The sequence below is a fragment of the Streptomyces saintjeani genome (assembly GCF_055409605.1).
The window spans coordinates 5,528,536-5,552,142 of record NZ_CP189624.1; the positions used below are offsets into that span (position 1 = coordinate 5,528,536).

General features: G+C 72.0%; 16 protein-coding genes. 11 read left to right on the top strand and 5 right to left on the bottom strand.

All coding sequences use genetic code 11. The features are described 5' to 3' along the window. The first annotated feature begins 6 nt into the window (after positions 1-6). The 4 genes from nuoL to recQ all read left to right on the top strand — a co-directional run bounded on the left by nuoL (position 7) and on the right by recQ (position 7,365). Positions 7-1,920: an NADH-quinone oxidoreductase subunit L gene (gene nuoL / locus ACQCO7_RS25210; RefSeq protein WP_464073961.1), complete on the top strand. Its 1,914-nt coding sequence runs from the start codon at positions 7-9 to the stop codon at positions 1,918-1,920. Positions 1,921-1,925: 5 nt separating this feature from the next. Next, positions 1,926-3,497, top strand: coding sequence for an NADH-quinone oxidoreductase subunit M (locus tag ACQCO7_RS25215; protein WP_464073962.1), 1,572 nt, complete (start codon positions 1,926-1,928; stop codon positions 3,495-3,497). Next, complete coding sequence (gene nuoN / locus ACQCO7_RS25220; RefSeq protein ID WP_464073963.1) at positions 3,494-5,143, top strand: NADH-quinone oxidoreductase subunit NuoN; 1,650 nt, start codon at positions 3,494-3,496, stop codon at positions 5,141-5,143. Before ACQCO7_RS25215 ends, nuoN begins: the two co-directional genes overlap by 4 nt. Positions 5,144-5,337: 194 nt before the next feature. Next, the gene (gene recQ, locus ACQCO7_RS25225; RefSeq protein WP_464073964.1) at positions 5,338-7,365 is read left to right on the top strand and encodes a DNA helicase RecQ; all 2,028 of its coding nucleotides are present in this window, start codon (positions 5,338-5,340) and stop codon (positions 7,363-7,365) included. Between the two features lie 123 nt (positions 7,366-7,488). Here the strand turns inward: recQ and ACQCO7_RS25230 are convergent, their stop codons facing one another. Next, the gene (locus ACQCO7_RS25230; RefSeq protein WP_010353993.1) at positions 7,489-8,427 is read right to left on the bottom strand and encodes a M56 family metallopeptidase; all 939 of its coding nucleotides are present in this window, start codon (positions 8,425-8,427) and stop codon (positions 7,489-7,491) included. Positions 8,428-8,817: 390 nt separating this feature from the next. On the opposite strand from ACQCO7_RS25230, the gene ACQCO7_RS25235 reads away from it, so the two are divergent. The 5 genes from ACQCO7_RS25235 (at position 8,818) to ACQCO7_RS25255 (ending at position 16,682) form a co-directional block, all read left to right on the top strand. Further along, positions 8,818-10,077 (top strand): DegT/DnrJ/EryC1/StrS family aminotransferase, encoded by a 1,260-nt coding sequence (locus tag ACQCO7_RS25235; protein WP_464073965.1) that lies wholly within the window; start codon positions 8,818-8,820, stop codon positions 10,075-10,077. Then, positions 10,070-12,496: a lipopolysaccharide biosynthesis protein gene (locus ACQCO7_RS25240; protein WP_464073966.1), complete on the top strand. Its 2,427-nt coding sequence runs from the start codon at positions 10,070-10,072 to the stop codon at positions 12,494-12,496. Before ACQCO7_RS25235 ends, ACQCO7_RS25240 begins: the two co-directional genes overlap by 8 nt. A gap of 699 nt (positions 12,497-13,195) precedes the next feature. After that, positions 13,196-15,082, top strand: coding sequence for a glycosyltransferase (locus ACQCO7_RS25245; RefSeq protein ID WP_464073967.1), 1,887 nt, complete (start codon positions 13,196-13,198; stop codon positions 15,080-15,082). Continuing rightward, the gene (locus tag ACQCO7_RS25250; protein WP_055724945.1) at positions 15,079-15,501 is read left to right on the top strand and encodes a hypothetical protein; all 423 of its coding nucleotides are present in this window, start codon (positions 15,079-15,081) and stop codon (positions 15,499-15,501) included. The genes ACQCO7_RS25245 and ACQCO7_RS25250 overlap by 4 nt, the downstream gene beginning before the upstream one ends. Before the next feature lie 53 nt (positions 15,502-15,554). Then, entirely contained in the window at positions 15,555-16,682 is a 1,128-nt protein-coding gene (locus tag ACQCO7_RS25255; protein WP_464073968.1) for a glycosyl hydrolase, read from the top strand. Between the two features lie 111 nt (positions 16,683-16,793). Here the strand turns inward: ACQCO7_RS25255 and ACQCO7_RS25260 are convergent, their stop codons facing one another. From ACQCO7_RS25260 to ACQCO7_RS25270, 3 genes are all read right to left on the bottom strand, one after another. Continuing rightward, complete coding sequence (locus ACQCO7_RS25260; protein ID WP_464073969.1) at positions 16,794-17,570, bottom strand: polysaccharide deacetylase family protein; 777 nt, start codon at positions 17,568-17,570, stop codon at positions 16,794-16,796. A gap of 83 nt (positions 17,571-17,653) precedes the next feature. Continuing rightward, positions 17,654-19,069, bottom strand: coding sequence for a glycosyltransferase family 2 protein (locus tag ACQCO7_RS25265; protein ID WP_464073970.1), 1,416 nt, complete (start codon positions 19,067-19,069; stop codon positions 17,654-17,656). Between the two features lie 71 nt (positions 19,070-19,140). Beyond that, a complete protein-coding gene (locus ACQCO7_RS25270; protein ID WP_464073971.1) occupies positions 19,141-20,241 on the bottom strand; it encodes a GNAT family N-acetyltransferase in 1,101 nt (366 codons plus the stop codon). Positions 20,242-20,565: 324 nt separating this feature from the next. Between ACQCO7_RS25270 and ACQCO7_RS25275 the strand changes: the two genes are divergently transcribed. Next, complete coding sequence (locus tag ACQCO7_RS25275; protein WP_464073972.1) at positions 20,566-21,393, top strand: HAD family hydrolase; 828 nt, start codon at positions 20,566-20,568, stop codon at positions 21,391-21,393. A gap of 82 nt (positions 21,394-21,475) precedes the next feature. Here the strand turns inward: ACQCO7_RS25275 and ACQCO7_RS25280 are convergent, their stop codons facing one another. Further along, complete coding sequence (locus tag ACQCO7_RS25280) at positions 21,476-21,937, bottom strand: transglycosylase SLT domain-containing protein (RefSeq protein WP_464073973.1); 462 nt, start codon at positions 21,935-21,937, stop codon at positions 21,476-21,478. Between the two features lie 643 nt (positions 21,938-22,580). On the opposite strand from ACQCO7_RS25280, the gene ACQCO7_RS25285 reads away from it, so the two are divergent. Next, positions 22,581-23,591, top strand: coding sequence for a polyprenyl synthetase family protein (locus tag ACQCO7_RS25285; RefSeq protein ID WP_464073974.1), 1,011 nt, complete (start codon positions 22,581-22,583; stop codon positions 23,589-23,591). Positions 23,592-23,607: the final 16 nt, after the last annotated feature.

Consider the following 23,607-nt stretch of genomic DNA (forward strand, 5'->3'; position numbering starts at 1 on the left):
AGAAACGTGGAGAACCTCATCGCGCTGCTGATCGCGGCGCCCCTGCTCGGAGCGGCCGTCCTGCTCACCGGAGGCCGCCGGCTCGACGCCGTCGGCCACTGGATCGGCACGCTCCTGTCGGCCGTCTCCTTCGTGTTCGGCCTGATCCTCTTCGCGGACCTGCTCGGCAAGGACGCCGAGCACCGCACGCTCCACCAGCACCTGTTCAGCTGGATCCCCGTCGAGGGCTTCCAGGCGGACGTCGCGTTCCGCCTCGACCAGCTGTCCATGACGTTCGTGCTGCTGATCACGGGCGTCGGTTCGCTGATCCACCTGTACTCGATCGGGTACATGGAGCACGACGACCGGCGCCGCCGCTTCTTCGGCTACCTGAACCTGTTCCTCGCGGCGATGCTGATCCTGGTCCTCGCCGACAACTACCTCCTGCTGTACGTCGGCTGGGAGGGCGTGGGCCTCGCCTCGTTCCTGCTCATCGGGTTCTGGCAGCACAAGCCCAGCGCCGCGACGGCCGCCAAGAAGGCGTTCCTGGTCAACCGGGTCGGCGACATGGGCCTGTCGATCGCGATCATGCTGATGTTCACGACCTTCGGGACGTTCGCCTTCGGCCCGCTGCTCGGCACGCACACCGCCCCCGGTGTCGCCGCCGACGCGAGCGAGGGCAAGCTCACCGCGATCGCCCTGATGCTGCTCCTGGCGGCCTGCGGCAAGTCCGCGCAGGTGCCGCTCCAGTCCTGGCTCGGGGACGCCATGGAGGGCCCGACGCCCGTGTCGGCGCTCATCCACGCGGCGACGATGGTCACCGCGGGCGTGTACCTGATCGTCCGCTCGGCGGCGGTCTTCAACGCCGCGCCGGACGCGCAGCTCGTCGTCACCATCGTCGGCGCGGTCACGCTGCTGTTCGGTGCGATCGTCGGTTGTGCGAAGGACGACATCAAGAAGGCCCTCGCCGGGTCGACGATGTCGCAGATCGGGTACATGGTCCTCGCGGCCGGCCTCGGCCCCATCGGGTACGTCTACGCGATCATGCACCTGGTGACGCACGGCTTCTTCAAGGCCGGGCTCTTCCTCGGCGCCGGTTCCGTCATGCACGGCATGAACGACGAGGTCGACATGCGCAAGTACGGCGGCCTGCGGAAGTACATGCCGGTCACGTTCATCACCTTCGGCCTCGGCTACCTCGCGATCATCGGGTTCCCCGGTCTGTCCGGCTTCTTCTCCAAGGACAAGATCATCGAGGCGGCGTTCGCCAAGGGCGGCACCGAGGGCTGGATCCTCGGCGGCGCGGCCCTGCTGGGGGCGGCCGTCACGGCGTTCTACATGACGCGCGTGATGCTGATGACGTTCTTCGGCGAGAAGCGCTGGCAGCCGGACGCGGACGGCAACGAACCGCACCCGCACGAGTCGCCCAGGTCCATGACGATCCCCATGATCGTCCTCGCCTGCGGATCGGTCTTCGCGGGCGGCCTGTTCAGCGTCGGCGACCGCTTCCTGCACTGGCTGGAGCCGATCACCGGACACGACCACGGCGACGCGCCCATCAGCGCCGCGACGGTCACCTCGGCGACAGTCGCCGTCATGGTCGTGGGCGTCGCCCTGGCGTACCTCCAGTACGGCCGCAGGCCCGTCCCGGTCGTCGCCCCGCGCGGGTCGCTGCTCACCCGGGCCGCCCGCCGCGACCTCCTCCAGGACGACTTCAACCACGTCGTGCTGGTGCGCGGCGGCGAGCACCTCACGCGCTCGCTGGTGTACGTCGACCACACCCTGGTCGACGGCGTCGTCAACGGCACGGCGGCCGGCTTCGGCGGCCTGTCCGGACGGCTGCGCCGCCTCCAGAACGGCTTCGCGCGCTCCTACGCGGTCTCGATGTTCGGCGGCGCGGCGGTCCTGGTCGCCGCGACGCTGCTGATGAGGGCGGTCTGATACCGATGTCCTTTCCCCTGCTGACAGCGACGGCGGTGCTCCCGGCCGTGGGAGCCGTCGCCACGGCCGCCGTGCCGGCCGCGAGGCGCAACGCGGCGAAGTCGCTCGCGCTGCTCGTCTCGCTCGGCACGCTCGCCCTCGCGATCGCGATCCTGGTCCGCTTCGACCCCGACGGGGACCGCTACCAGTTCACCGAGTCCCACTCCTGGATCAAGGACTTCGGGGTCCGCTACGAACTGGGCGTCGACGGCATCTCGGTGGCGCTCATCGCGCTGACCGCGCTGCTGATGCCGTTCATCATCCTGGCCGGCTGGAACGACGCCGACCCGCTGGAGACCGGCAGCAGGCGCTGGCGGCCCACCCAGGGCTTCTTCGCGCTGATCCTGGCCGTCGAGGCGATGGTGATCATCTCCTTCGCGGCCACCGACGTCTTCCTCTTCTACATCTTCTTCGAGGCCATGCTCATCCCGATGTACTTCCTCATCGGAGGCTTCGGGGACCGCGCGCACGAGCACGGCGAGGAGGCGGCGTCCACCCAACGGTCGTACGCGGCCGTCAAGTTCCTGCTCTACAACCTGGTCGGCGGCCTCATCATGCTGGCCGCCGTGATCGGCCTGTACGTGGTCGCGGGCAACTTCAGCCTCCAGGAGATCGCCGCCGCGCGGGCCAACGGCTCGCTCGACATGGCGACCAACACGGAACGCTGGCTGTTCCTCGGCTTCTTCTTCGCCTTCGCGGTGAAGGCCCCGCTGTGGCCGCTGCACACCTGGCTGCCGAACGCGATGGGCGAGGCCACGGCCCCGGTCGCCGTCCTCATCACGGCCGTCGTCGACAAGGTCGGCACGTTCGCGATGCTCCGGTTCTGTCTGCAACTCTTCCCGGAGGCGTCGAAGTGGGCGACTCCGGTCATTCTCGTCCTCGCCCTGATCAGCATCATCTACGGTGCCCTGCTCGCCGTCGGCCAGCGTGACATCAAGCGGCTGGTCGCCTACGCGTCGATCTCGCACTTCGGGTTCATCGTGCTCGGCATCTTCGCGATGACCAGCCAGGGCCAGTCCGGCGCGACGCTCTACATGGTCAACCACGGCATCTCGACGGCCGCCCTGATGCTCGTCGCCGGGTTCCTGATCTCCCGGCGCGGCTCGCGGCTCATCGCCGACTACGGCGGCGTCCAGAAGGTCGCGCCGGTGCTCGCCGGGACGTTCCTGATCGGCGGCCTCGCCACCCTCTCGCTGCCGGGCCTCGCGCCCTTCGTGAGCGAGTTCCTGGTGCTGGTCGGCGCGTTCGCGCGCTATCCCGTCGTAGGGATCATCGCCACCTTCGGGATCGTGCTCGCCGCGCTGTACACCCTCGTCCTGTACCAGCGGACGATGACCGGCCCGGTGAAGCCCGAGGTCGCGTCGATGCCGGACCTGAAGATCAGGGAGATCGCGGTCGTCACGCCGCTGATCGTCCTGCTCGTCGTCCTCGGCGTCTACCCGAAGCCGATCGCGGACGTCGTCAACCCGGCGGTCAAGCAGACCTTGTCCGACGTGAACAAGAAGGACCCCCAGCCCGAGGTGGAGGCGGCCCGGTGAGCGCAACAGCCGTCCACAGCCTGTGGACAACGGCGGCCGAACCGATCGCGAAGATCGACGCGCCGAAGATCGAATACGGGCAATTGTCGCCCACCCTGATCGTCGTGGGCGCGGCGGTCGTCGGGATCCTCGTCGAGGCGTTCGTGCCACGGAAGTCCCGTTACTACGCCCAGCTGTTCGTCTCCGTCGTCGCCCTGTGCGCCGCGTTCGCGGCGGTCGTCGCCCTCGCGGCGAAGGGGTACGGCACCACGCGCGCGGGGATCGCCGCGATGGGCGCCATCGCCGTCGACGGGCCGGCGCTGTTCCTCCAGGGCACGATCCTGCTCTCCGCCCTGGTCGGCCTGTTCACCTTCGCCGAGCGGCGCCTCGACCCCGAGGTGCACGGCAACCGGGTCGACTCGTTCGCCGCGCAGGGCGCCTCCGTACCCGGCAGCGACAGCGAACAGGCCGCCGTCAAGGCCGGGTTCACGACCACCGAGGTCTTCCCGCTGCTGCTCTTCGCGGTCGCGGGCATGCTGGTCTTCCCGGCCGCCAACGACCTGCTGACGCTCTTCATCGCGCTGGAGGTCTTCTCCCTCCCGCTGTACCTGCTGTGCGCGCTCGCGCGCCGCAAGCGGCTCATGTCGCAGGAAGCGGCCGTCAAGTACTTCCTGCTCGGCGCGTTCGCCTCCGCGTTCACCCTGTTCGGCATCGCGCTGCTGTACGGGTACGCCGGTTCCGTCTCCTACGGCACCATCGCGCAGGTCGTCGACGGCACGGTCAAGTCCGTCGACCCCGCGCTCGCCGACACCATGGGCAACGACGCGCTGCTCCTCATCGGGGCCGCGCTGCTCGTCATGGGCCTGCTCTTCAAGGTCGGCGCCGTGCCGTTCCACATGTGGACGCCGGACGTCTACCAGGGCGCGCCCACGCCGGTCACCGGGTTCATGGCCGCCGCCACCAAGGTCGCCGCGTTCGGGGCGCTGCTGCGGGTCCTGTACGTGATCCTGCCGGGGCTGCGGTGGGACTGGCGGCCGGTGATGTGGGGCGTGGCCATCGTCACGATGCTGGGGGGCGCGATCGTCGCGATCACCCAGACCGACATCAAGCGGCTGCTCGCGTACTCGTCCATCGCGCACGCCGGGTTCATCCTCGCGGGTGTCATCGCGACGACGCCCGACGGGGTCTCCTCGGTGCTCTTCTACCTGGCCGCGTACTCCTTCGTGACGATCGGCGCGTTCGCGGTGGTCACGCTGGTCCGCGACGCCGGGGGAGAGGCGACCCACCTGTCCAAGTGGGCGGGCCTGGGCCGCCGTTCACCCCTGGTCGCCGCCGTCTTCGCCGTCTTCCTCCTCGCCTTCGCCGGCATCCCGCTGACCTCCGGGTTCGCGGGGAAGTTCGCCGTCTTCAAGGCCGCCGCGGAAGGGGGTGCGGCGCCGCTGGTCGTGGTCGGTGTGATCTCGTCCGCCATCGCCGCGTTCTTCTACATCCGGGTGATCGTCCTGATGTTCTTCAGCGAGCCCCGTCCGGACGGACCGACGGTCGCCGTGCCCTCGCCGTTGACCATGACCGCGATCGGGGTGGGGGTGGCGGTGACGCTCGTGCTCGGTGTGGCGCCGCAGTACTTCCTCGATCTGGCGGGGCAGGCGGGGGTGTTCGTGCGCTGAGCGGTGGTTCGGGTGTACGTCGGCCCGGTGCCCTTCTTCCGGGGGGTGCCGGGCCGTCGGCATGCCGGCGCGTGGGCGCGGGCGGGCGGTTCCCGGACCGGCCTGTGGATAACTCTGTGGGTGTCGGTGCGGGGGCCTATCGTGGGGGGTACGTGGAGGCAGTGGTTCGAGGGACGACGGGTGGGATCGGCGTGATGGCGGAGGCGGTAGGGGTGGAAGGCGTGGTGGCCGGGGCGGGGGAGAGTGAGGCGCTCGCCGTACTGCGGCGGGTGTTCGGGTACGACAGTTTCCGCGGTGAGCAGGAAGAGGTCGTCGACCATGTGGTCGGCGGCGGGGACGCGGTCGTGCTGATGCCGACCGGCGGTGGCAAGTCGCTGTGCTATCAGATTCCCTCGCTGGTCAGAGCCGGTACGGGGATCGTCGTATCGCCGCTCATCGCGCTCATGCAGGACCAGGTCGACGCCCTGCGCGCGGTGGGCGTGCGCGCCGGGTTCATCAACTCGACGCAGGACTTCGACGAGCGTCGCCTCGTGGAGGCCGAGTACGCCGCCGGCGAGCTGGACCTGCTCTACCTCGCGCCCGAGCGCCTGCGCCTCGACAGCACGCTGGAGCTGCTCTCGCGCGGCAAGATCGCCGTCTTCGCGATCGACGAGGCGCACTGCGTCTCCCAGTGGGGCCACGACTTCCGCCCCGACTACCTGGCCCTGTCCCTCCTGGGCGAGCGCTGGCCGGACGTCCCGCGCATCGCCCTGACGGCGACGGCGACGGAGGCCACGCACCAGGAGATCGTCCAGCGCCTGGGCATGCCGGACGCCCGGCACTTCGTCGCGAGTTTCGACCGGCCCAACATCCAGTACCGCATCGTCCCGAAGGCCGACCCGAAGAAGCAGCTCCTGGCGTTCCTGCGCGAGGAGCACGCGGGCGACGCCGGCATCGTGTACTGCCTCTCGCGCAACTCGGTCGAGAAGACCGCCGAGTTCCTGGCGAACAACGGCATCGCGGCCGTGCCGTACCACGCCGGGCTCGACGCGGGCACCCGCGCCAGGCACCAGTCCCGGTTCCTGCGCGAGGACGGCCTCACCGTCGTCGCGACCATCGCCTTCGGCATGGGCATCGACAAGCCGGACGTCCGCTTCGTCGCCCACCTGGACCTGCCGAAGTCCGTCGAGGGGTACTACCAGGAGACCGGCCGCGCGGGGCGTGACGGACAGCCGTCCACGGCGTGGATGGCGTACGGCCTCAACGACGTCATCCAGCAGCGCAAGATGATCCAGTCCGGCGAGGGGGACGAGGCGTTCCGGCGCCGCGCGCAGTCCCATCTCGACGCGATGCTCGCGCTGTGCGAGACCGCGCGGTGCCGGCGCGGCCAGCTCCTCAACTACTTCGGCCAGGACCCCGACCCCGTCGGCTGCGGCAACTGCGACACGTGCCTGACCCCGCCGGAGACGTGGGACGGCACGGTCGCCGCGCAGAAGGTCCTCTCCACCGTCGTCCGCCTCCAGCGCGAGCGAGGGCAGAAGTTCGGCGCGGTCCAGATCATCGACATCCTGCTCGGCAAGCGCACGGCCAAGGTCATCCAGTTCGACCACGACCAGCTCTCCGTCTTCGGCATCGGCCAGGACCTCGCGGACGGCGAATGGCGGGGTGTCATCCGGCAGATGCTGGCGCAGGGTCTGCTCGCGGTCGAGGGCGAGTACGGCACGCTGGTCCTCACCGAGGGCAGTGGCACGGTCCTGCGGCGCGAGCGGGACGTGCCGTTGCGCAAGGAGCCGAAGAGGGCGACGGCCGCCAAGACGCCCTCCTCCGGTTCCGGGAAGAGCGGCAAGGCCAAGGCGGCCGTCGTCGAACTGCCGGCCCACCTCCAGCCCGCGTTCGAGGCGTTGCGCGCGTGGCGTGCCGAGCAGGCTCGTGAGCAGGGCGTCCCGGCGTACGTGATCTTCCACGACGCGACCCTCCGCGAGATCGTCTCCGCGTGGCCGTCGTCGGTACGGGAGCTGGCGGGGATCAGCGGGGTGGGGGAGAAGAAGCTGGTGACCTACGGCGAGGGGGTCGTGGCGGCGCTGGCGGAACTGGGCGGGGCGCCGGGGGGTGGCGGCGAGGCGAAGCCGGCTCCGGCGGCGCAGGGGGCTGTACCGGCGCAGGGGGCCGCACCTACGCAGGGTTCCGCACCGGCGGAGGACGACTTCTGGGGCGAGATGGAGGAGGAGCCGGACTGGACGTAGGGGGCGGGCGGCTGTGGCTGTGGCGTTCGCGTGGGCGTAGGGGGCGCCTACCTGGTCAGGGGCGGCTGGGTTGCCTGTCCGGCACCCCGCGAGCGTGTCGTCGTCCCGAACCCCCGCCGCAGGCTACGTCAGCGCCGACAACCCCGGCGCGAACGTGATCAGCAGCGGCAGCAGGGGGATCAGCGCGGCCACCGTCGTCGTCAGGGCCCGGTGCCGGCGGAGCAGGCGCGGCGGGGGCTGGAGGAGGCGGTCCACGCGTTCGCCCAGGAGGCGGTGGCTGGAGGCGCAGGAGAGGACGCCCCGGTGCTGGTTGAGCTCGATGAGGGCCAGGGCGGTCGTGAGGTGCCCGCAGCGCCGTGACGCCGTGTCGTCCGCGGCGAGTTCGACGAGGCGGTGGGTCTGGTCGCAGAAGTGGGCGAAGAGGGGGACGCGGGGGAAGCCGGTCGCGAGGGCCGTCGAGAGGTGCAGCAGCCAGTCGTGGTGGGCGCGGGCGTGCCCCTTCTCGTGCGTGAGGACGGCGTCGAGCTGGTGCGCGGTGAGCCGGTTCAGCGCGCCCGTGGTGACGATCAGCTGGGGCGGGCTGCCGGGCAGCCACCAGGCGTCCGGGTACTCGTCCTCCAGGACGAGGAGGGGCCCGCGCGCGGAGGGCAGGCCCGCCGGGAGGTCCGGCGCGCGCTCCCGCAGCAACGCCCGGTCACGGACGCGCCGCCGCCGGGCCTCGACCAGCTCCCGCCCGAGCATCGCCGTGGTCCAGGCGGCCCCGCACGCCAGCAGCAGTGTCAGGACGACCGCCCACACGGGCGCGGCCGACAGGTCGTACGCCTCGGTCACCTCCCGGGGCGCGGGCGCGAAGAGCTGCGTACGGACCGTGTGGAAGACCGCGGCGACGCCCAGCGTCAACGCGGTGACGCAGCACAGCAGTACGGTCGCGACGAGGCACTGCCACACCCACAGCCCCACCACGGGCTCCCGCTCCGGCCACCGCGCCCGCGTCAGCGCGCGCGGCACCGGCACCGCGGCCGTCAGCCCGACGGCGCTCAGCAGAAGCAGACAGATGGTCATCCCACGGTTTCCGGATTCTGCTCGGAGGACGTACACGGTCGTGCGGTGAACCAGCGGGCCGGCGTCACGCTCCCCGACCCGGCCGGGCGGCACCCCGGCCTCACGGGTCCTCGCGGCCAGTATGACCGCGGGCCCCCGACGCCGTCAGCCCTTTGGCAGCGAGGCCCGTGTCTCGCGCGCGGGCAGCCGTACCCCTGGCCCGGGGCGGACAGCACCCCACACACCTCACACACCCCAACAGTCCGTACACGACACCCCTTTAGGTCGGATACGGGAAGTTATCCACAGGCTGGGACGCAATCTTGACGGAGCGGTGCGAACGGGGAGACTCTGGGCGGGTGCCGGAGGGCCTCGGGGAGGGGGCTCTCGCTGGGCGCATCTGGGGGGCGGATGGCCGAAGGGGAGGCCGGCCGGGGGTCGGCGGGTCGTGGCGTACGGCTGGGCGGGACGGGAGCAGGGACCCGGCTCGCGCGGCTGGAGGCGACGATGCGCGGCAGACTCGGCCGGGAATGCGTGTACGTGCCGTCGTGCCGGTTCGGGCTGTACGTGGCGCTGCGCCACTGGTGCCCGCCCGGCGGACGGGTCCTGATGTCGCCGGTCAACGACGACGTGATCTTCTTCGTGGTGCTCGCGGCGGGCCTGCGGCCTGTCCAGGCGCCCCTGAGGCCGCTGGACGCGTCGATCGACGTGGACGCGGTCCCGGAGGCCACCTGGGGCACCCTGTCCGCCGTCCTGACGACGAACCTGTACGGCAACCCGGACGACGCCCCGCGCCTGCGCGCGAGGTGCGACGCGCTCGGTGTCCCGCTGTTCGAGGACGGCGCGCACGCGATCGGCAGCGAGGTGGGCGGCAGGGCGGTCGGCGCGTGGGGCGACGCCTCCGTGTTCAGCCTGTCGAAGCACGCCGGCGCGAAGGCGGGCGGGTTCCTGTCCTGCGCGGACGCGGGCCTGCGCGACACCCTGGAGAAGGCCCGCGAGGACCTGCTCCGTCCCGCGCGGCCGACGGCCGAACTGGCGTACGCCGTACGGCCGTACGCGGAGGCCGCCGTACGGGGCCTCGGCCTGCGCCGGGCCGCGTGGGCCACCCTGCGGCTGCTGGGGCGGATGGAGCGCGAGGAGATCCGGATGCCGCTGCGGCCGGCGGACCTCGCGCGCGCGGGCGCCACCGCCCCCGGCCTGGCCGCGTACGACCCGTGGGTCCGCGTCGACATGCACGACTACCGCCTGCGCGCCGGGACCGGCCGCCTCGCGCGCGTGGGGCGCAGGCTGGACCGTCTGGACGGCGTTCTGGCGGCCTGCCGGGAGGGTGCGGAGCGTCTCCTCGCGACGCCGTGGGCGCGCGCGGACGACGGCCCGCCGCAGCCCCTCTTCCGGGTCCCGCTGTTCGTCGAGGACCGGGACGCCGCGCGGGAGGCGCTCGCGCGCCGGGGGATCGTCGTCGGGTACCTGTACGACCCGCCGCTGGACGACTACGCGGGCGCGGAGTTCACGGACGTGTCGCCGGACCCGTCCGGGGCGCGCTGGTTCGCGCGGCACGCGCTGCCGGTCGACCCCCTGCGCGCACGCGCGGTGATCGCGGCGCTGACGGAGGCGGGGGTGCGGCCGGCGGGGAAGGCACCCGTGCGCGCGCCGGGAGTGAGCCGTGACTGAGACGCGGGCCGAGCCCAGACAGCGCGCGGCGACCGGTGCGCGCGCGGAGGCGAAGGACGCGCCCGCGCGCGAGGGCCCCGACTCCCTCTTCAGGAACGCCTACTTCCTGATGCTCAGCACCGGCGTCTCCGCCGTCCTGGGCCTCGGGTTCTGGCTGGTCGCCGCCCGCTACTACTCCGAGGAGGCCGTCGGGCAGGGCTCCGCCGCCATCGCCGCGATGCGCCTGCTCGCGAGCATCACCGCGACGACGATGATCGGCGCGGTCGTCCGGTTCGTCCCGCGCGCGGGACGGGCGACGGGGGCGCTGGTGTGGCGCGCGTACGCGGCGAGTTCGGTGGTCGTGGTGATCGCCGCGTGCGTGTTCCTGCTGACGCTCGACCTGTGGGGGGCCTCGTACGCGCCCCTGGGGACGCCTGCCGCCGGCGCGGTGTTCGTCGTCGCGTGCGTCGCGTGGGCGCTGCTGACGCTCCAGGACGGGGTGCTGACGGGGCTGCGCAAGGCCCTGTGGGTGCCCGTCGGCAACGCGGTGTTCTCCGTCGGCAAGCTGATCCTGCTCGCCGTGTTCGCGACCGCGCTGCCGGCGCTCGGCATCTTCGTCTCCTGGGCCGCCGCGATCGCCCTGTCGACGGTGCCGCTCGGCTGGCTGATCTTCCGCCGCTTGATCCCGCGCCAGCAGGCCGCCGACCGGCACGTCGAGCCGCCGCGCCTGCGCGAGATGGGCCGCTTCCTCGCGGGCGACTCGCTGGGCGCGCTGTTCAGCCTCGCGATGATCAACCTGCTGCCGGTGATGGTCGCCGTGCGCTTCAGCGCGGCGGAGAACGGCTACTTCTACGTCGCGTACACCGTCGGCGGCACGATGGAGTTCATGGCCATCAACATGGCCTCCTCGCTCACCGCGCACGCCTCCCACGACCCCCGTCACCTCGCCGACGGCGTACGGGGCGCGCTGCGCCGGATGACGCTGCTCCTCGTACCCGTCGTCCTCGTGCTGGTGCTGTTCGCGCCGCAGATCCTCACGCCGTTCGACGAGGACTACGCGGAGCACGGGACGACGGTGCTGCGGCTGCTGGCCCTCGGGGCGCTGCCTCGGGTCGTGGTCGAGCTGTACATCGGGGTGCTGCGGGTGCAGGGGCGCACGGGGATGCTCGCCGCGCTCCAGGGGGCGATGTGCACGCTGGTGCTCGGGTGCGCGGCGGTGCTGTTCGGGCCCGCCGGGATCGCCGGGGCGGGGTGGGCGGTGCTGCTCGGGATGACGCTGATCGCTGGGGTGTCGGTGGTGGGGCTGCGGGCGGCGCTGCGGCCGGTGGGGGCGGTGGGGGCGGGGCGGGGGCGCTCCGCGCGGGCGTCGGGGTCGGCGCCTGCGCCTGCGTTGGAGTCCGCTCATCGGCTCGGCGCGACCGCCGGGTACGCGACGGCCTCCGGGTACGGCACGAGCTGGGCGCGGCGGGCGGCTGTCGCGGACGAGGACACCGTGCCGTTGTTCATCGGGTGGCCGGGGTACGAGCGGGAGGCGCTGGAGGCGGACACGCTGGCGGTGATCGTGTGGCCGCAGGGGCGGTCGAGGGGGCGGGGTGGGGGTGCGTCGGCGGCGGGGGTGCGGTCGGGGGTCGTACCTGGGTACTACCCGGGTACGCCTCCGGGGTCGGCCTCCGAGTTGTCCTCGGGGTCGTCGTCCGAGTCCTCCTCGGGGCCGCCTGCGGGTGGGCTCCTCGCTGGGCGGGGCGTCGAACCGGCTTACGCGGCGCGGGGGTTGTGGTCCGAGAAGGGGCAGCGGTGGCTGCGGGGTGGGATGTGGACGGCCCTCGTCGCCGCCGTTGCCGTGTTCGCCTTCGGGGTGCGGGATCTGCCGTGGCTGCGGTCTCCGGGTACTACGGGTACTACGGGTACGGCATCGTCGTCCGGGTCCGTCTCCGGGCGGGCGATGCTCGACGCGCTGCCCTGGACGGCGCTCGGCGCCGGGCTCGTGCTGCTCCTGCTGTACGTCGGGGCGGTGACGCTCGGTCTGCGGCGCGATCCGTGGCTGCCGGGGACGGTGCTGGGTGCCGTGGTCCTCGCGCTGTACGCCGTACCGGTCTCGCTGGGGCGGGAACCGGAGGCGGTGGGTGGGACGTTCTATACGGAAACGGCGCGATTCCTCGCGGAGGCGATGGGGCTCGACGGTCCCGTACCGCTGCTGCGCTGGGCGCCGCCGCTGTGCCAACTGCTGTGCCTCGTCGCGCTGTCGCAGGTGCTCGCCCGGCTGGGGGAGCGGCTGCGGCTGCCCTGGACGGCGCGCTGGGGGCTCGTCTATCTCGCCGCCCTGGGGGGCTGGGTGTGGCGAGAGGCCCTGGCGCCCTTCGCGCCGCCCGTCCTCGCCGCACTCTTCGTCCTCGCCGTGCTCCTCTCGCTCCACCGCGCCCCACCGCGCCCCACGACCTGATCCAACGCCGAACGACAGGGGGGAACCGTCGTGCGCACACCGAACCAGAGAACCGGACCGGACCCGGCCAAGGGCTCCCAGAGTGCCGAGACGTCCCACCCGAACACGGACACCTCCGAACCGCCCGGCGTGGGGCCGGACGAACGGGGCGCGGGCGCGCCGGGGGGTGAACGGGCGGAGGGGACACGGAAGTTGCGGCTCGGAGGGGGTGGCCGGGAAGAGGCGGGTGAGCCGTGGGGTGGCGCCCGGGAGCCGGGGGCGGGCGAGCGGCTCGACGGTGCGGGGCGGGCGGGTGCGGGTGAGGCTGGGGCGCCGGGGAGCCGGGGGGGTTCCGCGCGTGCGGGGCAGGCGCGGGTCGTTCGTTGGCCTGAGGCTGCGGGGCAGGGGGGTGCGGGGGAGTGGGCCGAGACCGGTGGGGAGTCCGTAGGGGCCGAGAGGGAGGTGGAGCGGGAGTCCTTTGGGGGGAGGGAGTCCCGAGGCGTGGCGCAGTGGGTTGCGGGAGCTGCCGGGACCGGGGCGGGGGGGCGTTCGGGCGGTGCTCTCGGTGAAGCCGAAGCCGGCTTCGGGGTACGGGAGTCCGACGTCTCCGCCTCTCCCTTCGGTGGTCCCGTGGGTTCCTCGGAGGGCCCGAGGGCATCCGTAGTCCCTTCGGGGGAGCCGAGGCCGTCCTCGGATCCCGCAGTCCCCCCGGGGGGCCCGGTGTCGTACCCAGGTGGGTCCCCCCTGGGGCGTACGGAGCCGTCCGCAGCCCCTCTGCGCACTCCCGCCACCGCCCTCGCCGACCCTCCTGCCTCCCACTCCGAAGACCCCGTCACCGATCTCGCCGACCTGCCGCCCGCGCGCCCCTGGTACCACTCGGCGTTGTGGCCCGCGGCGGGACTGGCCGGGGCGATGGGGCTGTGGGCGTACGCCGTGCGGCACACGCACGTCGGGGAGCTGGACGACTTCGGGCTGCTCACGGCGCTGCACCCGGCGTTCTGGGCGGGCCTGGTCGTGCTGACGGCCGGGTTCTGGTCCACGCTCGTCAACTCCCGCCGCAGGCACCCCGCTTGGGCGCCGGCGTACGTCATCGGCCTGTTGGTGATGGAGCGCGCGACGCAGGCCGTCCTGTACCCCACCCCCCTGTACGCCTGGGCGTGGAAGCACGACGCGGTGATCGACCACCTCCTCACCGCGGGCCGCCTCCAGGGCTCGGACGCCCTCGGCGACATGGCCGTCTACGACCAGTGGCCCGGCTTCTTCGCGGCGCAGGCAACTCTCGTACGGCTCCTGGGAGTCGACTCGGCCGCCCGGTTCATGGCGTGGTGGCCCCTCGTCTCCAGCCTGATGCTGCTGCTCCCCCTGCTGCTGATCTACCGCACGTTCACGGAGGACAGGCGCCTGGTCTGGACGGCGGTATGGCTGTTCTACGTAGCCAACTGGGTGGGCCAGGACTACTTCTCCCCCCAGTCCGTCGCCTTCGCCCTCCACCTCGGCGTACTCGCCGTAGTCCTCAGGAGGTACGCCACCCCCCGTACCCCCGACGCCCGCTCCCGCGCGGCCGTATGGACCGTCGTCCTCACCCTGTTCGTCGTAGGGATCGTCATCTCCCACCAGCTCACCCCCGGCATGCTGGTGATCTCCCTCGCGGCCCTCTTCTTCGCGCGCCGCTACCGCGACAAGGTCCCGATCGTCACCACGGTCGTCATCTTCCTCGCCTGGTGCCTGACCGCCGCGCTGCCGTTCCTGTCCGCGACGATGCCGGACATGCTGCGCTCGGTCGGCGACATCGGCGGCAACGTCGAGACGGGCTACGGCGCCACCCCCACCGGCACGGGCGCGATCGCGACGTCCTGGGCCGCCCGCCTGCTGTCCGCGTCGGTGATCCTGCTCGCGGCGTTCGGCGCCTGGCGCCAACCGGTGCTGCGCCACCGGGCGTTGCCCCTGCTGCTGCTCGCCCTCGCCCCGCTGCCGATGTTCGCGGCGAGCAGCTACGGCAGCGAGATGATCTTCCGCGTCCTGATGTTCATGCTCCCCGGCGCCGCGTTCTTCGCGGCGGCGGCGCTCATGCCACAGGTCAGGACCCTCACGGCGACGGAACTCAACCCCCGTACGCGCCAACGGCGTTACACCTGGCTGCCGCTCGCGGCCCTGCTCGCCGGCACGCTCGCGTTCATCCCCAGCTACTCCGGCAAGGACCGCATCAGCTACTTCCCGCCCGCCGAGGTGCACCTCGTCCAGCAGGTCTTCGACCGCGCACCGGAGGGCTCCCTGGTCGTCGCGGCGGACCGCAACTACCCACTGGCGTACGCGGATTACTGGCGCGTCGACCACTACTGGTTCCTCGACGACTCGCGCGCGCACGTGGACAAGATCCTGAGGAACCCGGCGGCGACGCTCGCCGACGACATGTCGTCCGTCGACTCCCCGGCCCGCGCCTATCTGGTCCTGTCCCAGGGCCAGTACGCCGACTCGGAGATGAACGGCCTCCTCACGAAAGCCCAGTTGGACCACATCCGCGCCTCGGTCGCCGCGTCGCCCCTGTTCGAACGGGTGGCGGGCAACGGCGCGGGGGTGGCGTACGCGCTGAAGGAGACGGCCCGATGACCCCGCAGGAACTCGTCGTCCGGATGGCGGCCCCGTTCGCCGGCTGGCTCGCCGTCAGCTCCCTCGCGCTGCCCGGCGGATCCCCGCTCAGAGCCGCCGCCGTCGTGCTGTTCCTGGCGGCGGGGCCGGGCGGGGCCCTGGTCAGAATCTGCGGGCCCGCGCTCGCGGCGCGGCCCGCCGAGGGTCCCGTCGAAGGCCGCGATCCGGCCTTCGCACGCCACTCCGACCTCCTGGAGCGGCTGATGCTGACCGTCTTCGTGAGCGTGTCCGCCGTCCTGGTCGTCGGGACGGTGTTCATCGCCACGCACGCCTTCAGCGCGCAGCGCGTCCTGCTCACCCTGACGCTGCTGACCACCATCGCGGCGTTCTGCCCGCGCCTGCGCGCCTCCCCGCGGACTGCGAAAGGTACTGCCCTGTGAGGTGGCTCCACCGTTTACGACCTGCCCGCCGACGACCGGTCTACCGCTCAGGTATGACGGGCCAGCGCACCCCCGGGGTACCCCGTACCCCTCCCTCTCACGGACGACACCGGGGACGACCCCGCCCCCGCCCCCGGCGCCTCGCCCTCACCGCCGTCCTCACCGCGGGCGTCACCCTCACCGCCGTACTGCTCCTGAGGGACGACTCCTCCGGCGACCAGGACCGGGGCGGTTCCCGGCCCACCACCCAAGGCGGCCGGTGCGCGCCGACGGCTCTGCTCGAACCGCCCTGCGGGGCCTGGTTCGGCGCGTTCGTGCCGCACGACAAGGACGACCTTCCCGAGAAGGTGACGGCGTACGAGCGGCAGATCGGCCGCCCCCTCGACATCGTCTACACGTACCACGACATGTCCCTGGTCCAAGGGGCGCGCAGGGAAGGCCAGTTGCTCACCGACGAGGAACGCGAGGTCGGCAAGGACCGCCTCCTGCTGCTCTCCTGGGAGAGCAAGGTCTGGGGCGGTACGGCGGCCCAGCAGCCCACGTGGAAGCAGATCACCGCCGGTGACCTCGACGACTCGGTGATCGACGTCCAGGCCAGGCGCGTCAAGGCGTACGGGAAGAAGGTGTTCCTCTCCTTCGACCTGGAGATGGATACGCGTACCCCGGACAGCGGAACTCCCGAGGACTACGTACGGGCCTACCGGCACATCCACGACCGGTTCCGCGAACTCGGCGTCACCAACGTCGTGTGGACCTGGATCACCACCGGGTACCTGGGCCACGCCGACCTCATCAAGCGGATGTACCCCGGTGACGACTACGTCGACTGGGTGGCCTACAACCAGTACAACTACTACCGGTGCCACAAGGCCGGCTGGCTCTCCTTCGCCCAGACCCAGCAGGCCACGCACGACTGGATGCGCGGGAACATCTCCGACGACAAACCGCTGATGCTCTCCGAGTTCGGCACCGCGGACGACCCGACCCGACCCGCCCGCCAGGCCGACTGGTACGCCGAGGTCCCCTCGGTCCTCAAGAAGCTGACCGGCGTCAAGGCGGCCCTCCAGTGGAACTACCGCGACCCCGGCCCGAACTGCGACCTCGCGGTCGCCAACTCCCGGGCCTGGTCGAGCCTGCGCGAGGCGGTCTCCGACCCGTACCTGAACCAGCCCCTGAAGTAGTACACGGGGACTACCGGGGCGGGGTGCTCTCCCCGCCCCTTCAGCGCCTGCCGATACCTGAGGGGTAGACGGTTAATACCCGAGAGCCACCCCCACCCCCGCCCGCCGTCCTCACCCCGCGAACACCGGCCCCTTCACCGCCGCCCGCCCCTTCCGGTACCACCGCCACGCCACCGTCCGGGGCGCGTCCCGGTACGGCGCGATACGCGCCCCCCTACCTGAGAGCCAGTCGGCGACGTCCCCGACGGTATGACTCCGCCGCACGATCAGCCGCGCGATCCGGTGTGTCTCGTCCCGCTCCGAACTGAGCGCGTGCCGTACGGCGGTCGCCGTCTCGTACCCGGCGGCTGCCGCCATCCGGCGCACCCGGCGGTCGTTGTAGCCGTGCGGGTAGGCGAGATGACGGACGCGGTGACCGAGGACGTCCTCCAGCACGGCGCGGGAATGGCGCAGTTCGTGCGCGAGGTCCCGGGGCGCGAGGGTGTCGAGCTGCGCGTGGGTGACGGTGTGGCTGCCGATCTCCATCCCGGCCCGCTCCAACTCCCGTACGCCGCCCAGCGACATCATCGGCGCGGGCGGCAACAGGCTGCGCCCGCCCGGGGTGATGGCGCCGGTCGTGAGGTACGCGGTCGCGGTGAGCCCCCGCGCGAACACCGCCTCGGCGGTCGGGCCCGGCAGGTCAGCGAACCCGTCGTCGAACGTCAGCAGCACCGGCCTCGGCGGCAACGCCGCCCGCCCGGCGAGGAAGTCGGCGAGCGCACTGATCGTGACCGGCGTACGGCCACTGTCGACGACCGCGTCCAGATGCGCGCCGAACAGCTTCGGCGTCATGGTGAACTCGGCGATCCAGTCGGGGGGTTCCTCCATCACGGCGTGGTAGAGGAACACGGGGATGACATCCTCGTCCCCGTCCCCCGCAGGTATGACACCCTCACCCTCGTCCCTCCCGGGTATGCCCCCCTCGCCCCCGCTCACCGCGCCGCTCCCCGCCCCCACACCGCACGCAACGCCCACCGCGCCCGCAGATACCCGACCGGGCCGTACAGCATCCCGCGCCGCTGGAGCCTCGACAGCCGCCGGGGCCACGGATGATCCCGGTCACCGTGCACACCGGGCCCGGCGGAAGCCGGACGCGCCACCGAGTCCCCCCGAGGTACCCCCACCTCGTCCCCCGCAAGTACCCCGGACCCGTCCCCCTGAAGTACCCCCGACCCCGACCCGCCGCCGCCCTCTCCCCGACCCCTCACCGTCCCACGGCTCGCCGTCAACGCCCGCGCATAAGCCACCCCCTTGGGCAACCTGGCGAGGAACCCCGGCACCAACCCGGGACTGTTGACCAGCACCGCCGTCAAGTACGCCCCCAGCCCCGCCCCGTACCCGTACGCCTGCGTCTCCAGGTCCCGCCACGTCTCCCGGTGGTGGTGCCAGACCAGCGCGTACGGCGTGTAGTGCAGCCGGTACCCCCGCGCCAGCACCCGGACGAAGCCGTACAGGTCGTCACCCCCGCGAGCCAGGGTGCCGGCCCCGGTCGCCGGGTCGAAGCCCCGTACCTCGCGTAGTACCCGGGTACGGAACGCCATGCTGGCCCCCGACCCGAACCGCCCGGCGGTGAAGGGGAACAGGGGCTCGTCGGCGGGCGGCGCGGCGGGGTCGTACGTCCTCGGCACGAACCCCTTCGAGAAGCCGCCGTGGCTCTCCAGGAGGACCTGGGCCGGGGTGCGCAGCCGTGCGGGCAGGATCAGGCCCGTCGTGCAGCCGAGGCCCGGGTCGGCGGCGAACGGCGAGGTCAGCTCGGTGAGCCAGCGCGGATCGGCGACGACGTCGTCGTCCGTGAACGCCACGACCTCCCCGCGCGCCGCGGCCACCCCCCGGTTGTGCGCGACCGCGAGCCCCGGCACCGGCTCGCACACGTACCTCACCCGCTCGGCGTACTTCTCGCGTACGAGATCCCGAGTAGCCCTCGTCGCGGGCGCGTTGTCCACCACCACGATCTCGAACCGCGGATGATCCTGCGCGAGCATCGAGTCGAGCGCGTGCACCAGCTTGCCGGTCCGCTCGCGGGTGGCGATGACGACGGTGGTGTACGGCGGTGGAGGCCCCGTCGGCGGCCCGGCCTCCTCCAACTGGCCTATTCCCTGGGCCAGTTCGCTGAGCGTCGCCTTCGGGTCCGCCCCCTCCGGGACCTCCCCGAGGAGCGTGCCGACCGGCCGCCCCTCCCTGCGGACCAGGACGAACACCGGCCCCGAGGCCACCGGCGGGCTGCCAGGACCGGGTCTCAGGACCACGCCCCCGCCGGTCAGGTCCAGTTCACCGACCTGGACGGGCCGGACGGCGAGGAAGCGCCGTATCTCGTCTCGTACCTGGGATGTACGGGTCGTACGGGACATGAACCCCCCTGATGTCATGAGCCCTCAGGTATCACCCTGCGACGTCACCCTTGCGACGCCGCCCGCGCCGATCACTTCCCCCGCTGCCCGGAATCCTCCCGCTGTCGCCCCGCACCCCGCAGCCGCCCGGCGCTCTTCAGCGCACGCGCCGCAGCGCTCGCGAGCCGTGGGCGCCCGCGCACGAAGTGGTGCGCCCGGCGCGAGGGTTCACGGCTCAGCCAGTAGAGCGCCGCCCCCACCCCCGGACGTGTCCACGCGCCCTCGTACACGGGGATCTCGCCGGTCTTCAGCGCGTCCTTGTACTCGGCGGCCCCCCGCCCGAGATCCAGCGTCCCGATGCCCTCCGCAGCCGCCGCCTCGGCCATCCGCAGATGCAGCACGAGCCCCGGCGAGAACTTCGCGAACTCCGTGTCGTACGACGGGAACCAGCAGGCCAGGACGGTCGACGAGCGCAGCCCGAAGTGCGCGGCGACGGGCCGCTCCCCGGCGTACAGGACGGAGAGCGTGCCGGCGCACTCCGGCGCGCGCGTGTCGGCGAGGCGTGCGACCAGGCGCGTGATCCACTCCTGCGCGAACCGGTCACGCCGGCCGGTGCGGCGGTACTGCGCCGACTTCCACGCCATGAGCGTGCGCAGCGCGGCCGGGTCCCGCTCGTCGAACACGAACCTCAACTCGCCCGCCTGACGCCCGAGTCTGCGCTCCTTGGCGAGCGTCGTCCGCAGGAACTTCGGGGACTGGCCGCGCAGGACGGACTCGTACGCGTCGTAGCCCTTCTCGACGTCGATGACGAAGGCGGCGTACTCGGCGGCGGCGTGCGGGACGAACAGGCCCTGTTCCGCCTCCAGGTTGTCGAAGGCGAAGCTCGACAGGGCGCAGGCCCGCATCAACTCGGCGGCGTCCAGGCCGAGTCCGGGTGCCAGGGTCGCGCCCTGGGCGTCCGACACGCCGTACGCGAGGGCCTGGCCCATGCCGAGCGCGCCGCGCTCGTGGGGGAGGAACCCGACGGGTTCGCGCCCCTCGTACACCACCGCGACCCGCGTACGCGCCCGTACGCGCCCCACGGCCTCGGCGAACTCCGGTTCCATGAACGGATTGCGCGGGGCCGGCGAAGCGGCCCGCAGGGCCCGCCACCGCTCGCGCTCCCCCTCGCCCAACTCCTGCGCGCGCAGCACACGAATGCGCCCACTGTTCAACCTGACCCCCCGATCAAGTCCCCCTGGACACAGGGACCGTACCCCTCCGGACGGGACCAGCGGTAGATAGCGCCCCATGTTGTTGCCAACCGGTGCAGTCTTCGCAGAACCGTTGGTATTTCGATGGCGATTCGATGACGAACACCGCTGCGATGTCCTCATCGTCGTCCCGCGCGGGGGCGCGCTGAACGGAACGGACCTCCCCGCGCGGGTGCACGATCCGAAACCGGCCCTCCCGTGCGCGGGTGGTGCGAGACGGGCCGTCGGACCTCCCGGGGGCGGTGCGGTCCGTATTCTCTGATCATGGCCGCACCCACCACCCCCGCTTCCGGCACGCGCGCGTACGCCCTCGTCGCCACCGACCTGGACGGCACGCTCCTGCGCGCCGACGACACCTTCTCCGACCGCTCGCTGAGCGCCCTCCAGCGGGTCGTGGAGGCCGGCGCGCGGCACCTGGTGGTGACCGGCCGCCCGGCCCCCCGGGTGCGCCCGCTGCTGGAGATCCTGCGGTGCAGAGGGCTCGCGGTGTGCGGCCAGGGAGCGCAGGTGTACGACGCCGGCGCGGACCGCCTGCTGTGGTCGGTCACGCTGGACCGGGAACTCGCGGAGACCGCGCTCGGCAAGATCGAGGCGGAGGTCGGCCAGGTGTACGCGGCCGTCGACCAGGACGGCGTGGACGGGCTGACGCTGATCGAACCGGGCTACCTGATGCCGCACCCGACGCTCCCCGCGCTGCGCGTGGGGCGCCGCGAGGACCTGTGGTGCGAGCCGATCAGCAAGGTGCTGCTGCGTCACCCCGCGCTGACGGACGACGAGTTGGCGGCCACCGCGCGCGCGGCGGTCGGTTCGCTCGCCACGGTGACCATGTCGGGGCCCGGCACGGTCGAGCTCCAGCCGAGCGGCGTCACGAAGGCCACGGGCCTCGCGCTGGCCGCCGAACGCCTCGGGATCGCCCCCGAGGACACGGTCGCCTTCGGGGACATGCCGAACGACATCCCGATGTTCGAGTGGTCCGCGTACGGGGTCGCGATGGCCAACGCGCACCCCGAACTCAAGGCCGTCGCCGACGAGGTGACGTTCTCGAACGAGGAGGACGGGGTGGCGACCGTTCTTGAACGGATGTTTCCGTAACGCGCCCCCTGTAGGGGCCCCGATCCGAAACCGGGGCTCCTACAGGGACGTCGGTCTCCCGGAGGGCGTCCGGGAGGGACGGTCAGTACGCGCCGTACACGTTGTCGATCGACCCGTACACCGCCGCCGCGTAGTTGCACGCGGCGGTGATGTTCGCGACCGGGTCGTACGGGTCGTACGCCGTCCCGGCGACGTGGTACGCCTGGAAGGTCGGGTCGATGACCTGGAGCAGGCCCTTGGAGGGCGTGCCGGCGGCGGCGTTGGAGTCCCAGTCGTTGATGGCCCAGGGGTTGCCGGAGGACTCGCGGACGATGTTGCGGTAGATGCCGTCGTAGCTGCCCGGGATGCCCTTCTGGGCCATGATCGCGAGGGATTCGCGGATCCAGCCGTCCAGGGTGTCCGGGTACCCGGCGACCGTGGACGACGAGGGGCCGGTGGCGGCGGAGGCGCTGGTCGCGCCGGCGATCGGGAGGGCGAGCAGGGCCGTGCCGGTGGCGGCGACGGCCAGGGCCCGGGCGAGACGCTTCTTGCGGATTGCGGGCATGGCGGTGTTCCTCTCCGGCGCCTGCGAGGTGAGCTGTCGGGTTCGGGCGGGAGGTGCCCGGCCGGCCACCGGGGGCGGTGGCGCGGCTTCACCCCGAGCCGCTCCGGAGACGTGTCCGGCGCGGCGTACTACCTGGGTCCCCCGCTCCTGCCGTACGCGAGTGGTTCGTGGATGAGGTGGTGAAGGGCGGCGGCAGGATTAGGCGTCCGCCCGACTCGGCGGAACGTATGCGAGAGCACATGTCCGGAACAAGTGCCCGATTCACATCTCACCCCTATTGACCTCTGCCTGGGGCGTATGGGGTGCTTGATCCTTTGCGACCGCCAAGTGTCAACTCGCCAACAGGGGCAAGGCGGAAGAGAGGTGGGGGAGGGGCGGGCGGAGAAAGTGCCCGTGACTCAACTCACGGAATAGCAATAGCGGCAAAATGGACACAAGGCGTAGATATATCAAAATGATGCGTGTTATCCACCGATCAGCTGCATAACGGGCGTGATCCGATAGCGCCCGTGCTGTAACCGTGGGGGCTATCGGTGATCGAAACGTGACCGGATACGCTGACTTGAGTGATGGCAGCGACCTATCGACAAACCGTGTAATCGCCAACAGTCGCCAGTGGGCAACAGCAGACAGGAGATCCCTCGTGACCGTCGTCGGGCCGTTCGGGCTGAGCGTGCGGGACCAGGCACTGGAGGCCGATGTCCAGGCAGGACTGGCTGCCGTCGAGGAGGGTCTGCTCGAAGCCACCAAGAGCGAGGTCCCCTTCATCACGGAGGCCGCGCAGCACCTCGTGCGCGCGGGAGGTAAACGTTTCCGGCCACTCCTGGTGATGCTCGCGGCGCAGTTCGGCGATCCGTACGCGCCCGGTGTCGTGCCGTCCGCCGTGGGCGTCGAGCTCACGCACCTCGCCACGCTGTACCACGACGACGTCATGGACGAGGCCGAGGTCCGGCGCGGGGTGGCCAGCGCCAACACCCGCTGGGGCAACTCCGTCGCCGTCCTCACGGGTGACTTCCTCTTCGCGCGCGCGTCCCAGATCCTCGCCGACCTCGGGCCCGAGGTCGTCCGCATCCAGGCCGAGGCGTTCGAACGGCTCGTCACCGGCCAGATCCTGGAGACCGCGGGCCCCACGGACGGCCGTGACCCCGTCGACCACTACCTCGACGTCCTCGCCGGCAAGACCGGCTCCCTCGTCGCCGTCTCCTGCCGCTTCGGCGCGATGACCTCCGGCGCGGACGAGACGGTCGTGGACGTCCTCACGCAGTACGGCGAACGCCTCGGCGTCGCCTTCCAGCTCGCGGACGACGTCCTCGACATCGCCTCCGACTCCCACGAGTCCGGCAAGACCCCCGGCACGGACCTGCGCGAGGGCATCTCCACGCTCCCCGTCCTGCGCCTGCGCGAGCGCGCCGCCCGCCTCGGCCTGCCCGAGGACATCGCCCTGTGCGAACTCCTCGACTCCGACCTCACGGACGACACCCGCCACGCCGAGGCCCTCACGGCGCTGCGCGCCCACCCGGCCCTCGAACAGGCCCGCCGCGACACGGTCCGCTACGCGGAGGAGGCCCGCGCGGCCCTGGCACCCCTGGCGGAGTGCGACGCGAAGGTGGCGCTGGTGGAGATGTGCGACGCGGTGGTGCACCGGGCGGGGTGAGGTGGGCCCGGGCCTG

Bases quoted from the DNA above. Each gene is read 5' to 3' on its own strand.
- ACQCO7_RS25255 (WP_464073968.1), top strand. From the start codon at position 15,555: ATGACGGGCCAGCGCACCCCCGGGGTACCCCGTACCCCTCCCTCTCAC.
- ACQCO7_RS25250 (WP_055724945.1), top strand. From the start codon at position 15,079: ATGACCCCGCAGGAACTCGTCGTCCGGATGGCGGCCCCGTTCGCCGGC.
- ACQCO7_RS25275 (WP_464073972.1), top strand. From the start codon at position 20,566: ATGGCCGCACCCACCACCCCCGCTTCCGGCACGCGCGCGTACGCCCTC.
- ACQCO7_RS25280 (WP_464073973.1), bottom strand. From the start codon at position 21,937: ATGCCCGCAATCCGCAAGAAGCGTCTCGCCCGGGCCCTGGCCGTCGCC.
- recQ (WP_464073964.1), top strand. From the start codon at position 5,338: ATGGCGGAGGCGGTAGGGGTGGAAGGCGTGGTGGCCGGGGCGGGGGAG.
- ACQCO7_RS25265 (WP_464073970.1), bottom strand. From the start codon at position 19,069: ATGTCCCGTACGACCCGTACATCCCAGGTACGAGACGAGATACGGCGC.
- ACQCO7_RS25235 (WP_464073965.1), top strand. From the start codon at position 8,818: ATGGCCGAAGGGGAGGCCGGCCGGGGGTCGGCGGGTCGTGGCGTACGG.
- ACQCO7_RS25215 (WP_464073962.1), top strand. From the start codon at position 1,926: ATGTCCTTTCCCCTGCTGACAGCGACGGCGGTGCTCCCGGCCGTGGGA.
- ACQCO7_RS25230 (WP_010353993.1), bottom strand. From the start codon at position 8,427: ATGACCATCTGTCTGCTTCTGCTGAGCGCCGTCGGGCTGACGGCCGCG.